We start from the raw sequence: 3,515 nt of genomic DNA on the forward strand, positions 1-3,515 counted from the left end.
CTTCGGCAGCGACTACTGCTGGACGCCCGCGCCGCTGGCCGACGCCCACATCGCGGCGATCGACGCGGCCGAACCACCGGCGGAGGGGACCACCTGGCGTTCCCTGACGACGGCCAACGCCCAGCGCCTGTTCCCGCCGACGGCGCGGTGAACGCGTCAGGCGACGCCATCCAGTCCTTCTGATGCCATCTCGATTCCAGCGGCCAGACAACGCAACGCCCGGTAGGTCGGGCTGCCGGGTTCGGCGGTCCAGACGACGAGCTGCTGTTCGGGATCCTCCGCGCACGTAAAGGTGGACCGCTCGAATGCCAGGTCGCCCACCACGGGATGCCGGAGCAGCCTGGTGCCGCCGGCCCGTACAGCGACATCGTGCGAGGTCCACCACAGCCGGAACTGCCGATCCAACACGGAAAGCTCTTCGACGAGCGCCGTCAGTCGCGGATCGTGAGGGTTTCGCCTGCTGTCCATGCGCAGGNGTGCGAGGTCCACCACAGCCGGAACTGCCGATCCAACACGGAAAGCTCTTCGACGAGCGCCGTCAGTCGCGGATCGTGAGGGTTTCGCCTGCTGTCCATGCGCAGGTGGGACACGGCCAGTCGGGCCATGTGCTCCCAGTCCCTGTACAGCACCCGGATGGCGGGCTCGGTGAACAGCATGCGCACGTAGTTGCGGTGTTCCTCGGGGATGCGCCCGAAGTCCATCACCAGGGCGGCGGCCATGGCGTTCCACGCCAGAAGGTCTGTGTTGCGTCCGATGACGAACCCGGCAGTCAGGGTGAGGTCGTCCAGCAGGTACCGCATCTGCGGGCCGACTCCCTGCCGAGCAGCCCTGTTCGCCGGGGACAGGACGGTCTTCCCCGCGAGGGTCAGGATGTACTCGCGCTGATCGCCGTCGAGGCGGAGCACCTGCGCGAGGGCGTCGAGGACGGCCGTCGACGCCTGTACGCGGCCCTGTTCGAGCCGGATGTAGTAATCGGTGCTGATCGCGGCCAGCCGAGCGACTTCCTCACGCCGCAGACCGGAAACACGCCGCGGCTCACCGCTATCGGGCAGCCCGACGCCGTCGGGAGTCAGCTCTGCACGGCGCGCCTTGAGGAAGGCTCCCAGTTCGTCCAGGCCCGGCTCCCGTTGCACACGCACAGCTTCGCACGTTGCCGCGATCCTGCACATCAAACCAAGCGGCTGCCTGCGTCTTCGCCTGGAGGCCCTGTCGATCGCCGCCCAGTCACCGCCGCAGCGGCCGCGGTCCGCGGCTCGTTCGCACTCCGCAGCCACGCAGGGGGAAGGAGACCGCCGCAGCCATCCTCTGGCTCCGCAGTCCGGGAGCCGACTTCGTGGTAGGTGTTTCGCTCCCCGATGACAGGGACGCCACACCCGGGCAGGTCGCGCTCGCCTGGCTGCTCGGCCAGCATCCGTCGATCGTTCCGATCCCCGGAACGCGGCGCCTCGCGCGCATCGACGAGAACATCGGGGCCACCCGGTTGCCGCTCTCCGCCGACGAACTGTCGGACCTCAACGAACTTGCCGGCCGGGTCGGGGTACTGGGAGACCGCTACAACGAGCACCATATGTCGCTGGTCAACAAGTTGCGGACGTACGGAAGCAAGTTGCAGGCCAGTAGCGAGCCGCACACCGATGAAGGTGGTGATCATGTCTGTCACGGATGGGATGGCTTCCACTCACGGAAGCCATCCCACGCGTAACGACAAGACGCCCTTGAACACACGCTGCCGACGCCGACCCGGCACTACCAGGGCTCGCTCGGCCACGCCGTTGCCTTCAGCGAACTTGCCCGAACCGGCCTGGTGTTCGCCGGACTGAGGGCTCCCCGGCCCCGCGGTTCCAGGCTCAGTCCTCGTCAGGAAGGATGAGTTACAGGGCGGGGGCGTCAATGCCCCAGGACGTGACGAAGTCAGGCACTATTTCGACCCAGTTCGGACCGAACCCGGGTCCCAGCGGCTCGCCGCCCTCCGTGTGCAGGACTGTCGCCCCCTTGATGAGAATCCCGCGCGGCTGCCACGTCTGCGGATCCGGTACGTCGTCGACCACCAATGCGGCTTGCGGGTTGACCTTGAGGTGGCGAACGTACAGCCGGTCCTGGCCACGCCCTTCCAGCGAGCGCCCCCCGATCTTGATCACCTCGTGCTCAGGGTCGAAGTGATACGTGACGGGCACCACGTGTGGCTTGGCGGACTTACCCGCCGTGGCGAGTCGCCCAAGGATGTGTTCCTGCAGGAAACCGACTTCCTGCGCGTTGAACCTACTCATATCGATCTCCATATCGTTGGTTGACTCTCCCTGGAACCCACTCCGAAGATCTCCGAGCCGTTCTGTGCACCGCGGGCCGGCGGCCTCCTGGCGCCCGACCTCTCCTCACTGCGCAGCGACTACCGGTAGCGGGAGGCGATGTCCGAGCGTCGGCCGCCGGACAGCACGGCGGTTTCGGCGGCGAACAGCGCGTCGAGTGCCGCGGACTGTTCCTCCAGGCCCGGGACGCAGATCGTCTCGCCCAGACGGAGCCCGGCGAGGCTGGCGCGCGCGACGTCCTCGGCGGTCATGGAGGCGGGAACCGTCCGTCCGACTCCCTGGTGGAACTCGGTGGCCACCGGGCCGGGGCAGACCACCTGGGTGCGGATACCGGTGTCGGCGAGTTCGTGTCCCAGGGTGCGGGTGAAGGCCACGAGAGCGGCTTTGGCCGCGGTGTACAGGGTGCGGCGGGGCGGGCGTGAGCCGGTCTGTCCGGCGCTGAAGGCGAGCAGCGAGGCGATGGTGACGATCGTGCCGTCGTCGGCGGCGAGCATGCCGGGGAGTGCGGCGCGGACGAGCTGGACGTGCGCCTCGGCGTTGAGGGTGAGCAGGTTGTCGATCTCGGCCGGGTCGACATCGATGAGCGGGGCGTAGCCACCGACACCGGCATTGCTGATCAGGACGCGGACGTCCCCGGCGCTCAAGCGGTCACTCACCTCGGCGATGCCCTTGCGGGTGGCGAGGTCGGCGGGAAGCAGCTCCACAGCGGCACCGGCCTTACGCAGTTCACCGGCCAACTCCTCCAGCCGTGCGGCGCGACGGGCCACCAGGACGAAGTCCGAGTCGTCTGCGAGAAGACGGGCGTACGCGGCGCCTATTCCGGAGGAGGCGCCGGTGATCAGAGCAAGGGTCCGAGGCATGAATCCAGAGTAATCAATACCCTGTTGGCTTTCAAACGTTTGATACATGTGAAGGTGCCGCATTCTCTGCTCGCGGTTGGGATCGACAGCGAGCTGGCACGGCGGCTGCCTCACCGACTCATGGTGGGGCGCGCTACTGGGCCGACCGTGACCCCCAGCGATCCACGCCTCACCGGCGCGGAACCGGCCTGACATCCGTCCAGGGCTCGGCGGGGCGGCGATGAGGGTCGACACTCCGGGTGTGGGGCTGGGGTGGTGGTGGCTGTGTGCCCGCTCGTGGTGTGTGTTCAGGCGTGGTGCTTGTCGAGGAAGTCGGTGATGAGCTGCAGCCACTCGTCGGTTCGTTCCA

Annotated in this window: 5 protein-coding genes; 1 reads left to right on the top strand and 4 read right to left on the bottom strand. The window is 67.7% G+C overall.

The genetic code is table 11. The annotated features are described in order from the left end of the window. Window positions 1-156: 156 nt before the first annotated feature. Window positions 157-468 (bottom strand): MmyB family transcriptional regulator, encoded by a 312-nt coding sequence (locus ACWBNA_RS47675; protein ID WP_482710854.1) that lies wholly within the window; start codon window positions 466-468, stop codon window positions 157-159. Next, window positions 432-1,169, bottom strand: a complete 738-nt coding sequence (locus ACWBNA_RS47680) for a helix-turn-helix domain-containing protein (RefSeq protein ID WP_482710855.1) — start codon at window positions 1,167-1,169, stop codon at window positions 432-434. The genes ACWBNA_RS47675 and ACWBNA_RS47680 overlap by 37 nt, the downstream gene beginning before the upstream one ends. Window positions 1,170-1,333: 164 nt before the next feature. Here ACWBNA_RS47680 and ACWBNA_RS47685 point away from each other — a divergent pair, with 164 nt between their 5' ends. Next, on the top strand, window positions 1,334-1,702 hold the full coding sequence (locus tag ACWBNA_RS47685) for an aldo/keto reductase (protein WP_482710856.1): 369 nt from the start codon (window positions 1,334-1,336) through the stop codon (window positions 1,700-1,702). A gap of 169 nt (window positions 1,703-1,871) precedes the next feature. Here ACWBNA_RS47685 and ACWBNA_RS47690 read toward each other — a convergent pair whose 3' ends face one another. Then, window positions 1,872-2,279, bottom strand: a complete 408-nt coding sequence (locus ACWBNA_RS47690) for a pyridoxamine 5'-phosphate oxidase family protein (protein ID WP_482710857.1) — start codon at window positions 2,277-2,279, stop codon at window positions 1,872-1,874. A gap of 107 nt (window positions 2,280-2,386) precedes the next feature. Beyond that, on the bottom strand, window positions 2,387-3,166 hold the full coding sequence (locus ACWBNA_RS47695; protein ID WP_482710858.1) for an SDR family NAD(P)-dependent oxidoreductase: 780 nt from the start codon (window positions 3,164-3,166) through the stop codon (window positions 2,387-2,389). Window positions 3,167-3,515: the final 349 nt, after the last annotated feature.

The sequence above is a fragment of the Streptomyces sp. Q2 genome (assembly GCF_056820935.1).

What these genes read in the sequence shown, in the direction of transcription:
- ACWBNA_RS47675 (WP_482710854.1), bottom strand. Translation starts at nt 468, where the DNA reads ATGGACAGCAGGCGAAACCCTCACGATCCGCGACTGACGGCGCTCGTC.
- ACWBNA_RS47690 (WP_482710857.1), bottom strand. Translation starts at nt 2,279, where the DNA reads ATGGAGATCGATATGAGTAGGTTCAACGCGCAGGAAGTCGGTTTCCTG.
- ACWBNA_RS47695 (WP_482710858.1), bottom strand. Translation starts at nt 3,166, where the DNA reads ATGCCTCGGACCCTTGCTCTGATCACCGGCGCCTCCTCCGGAATAGGC.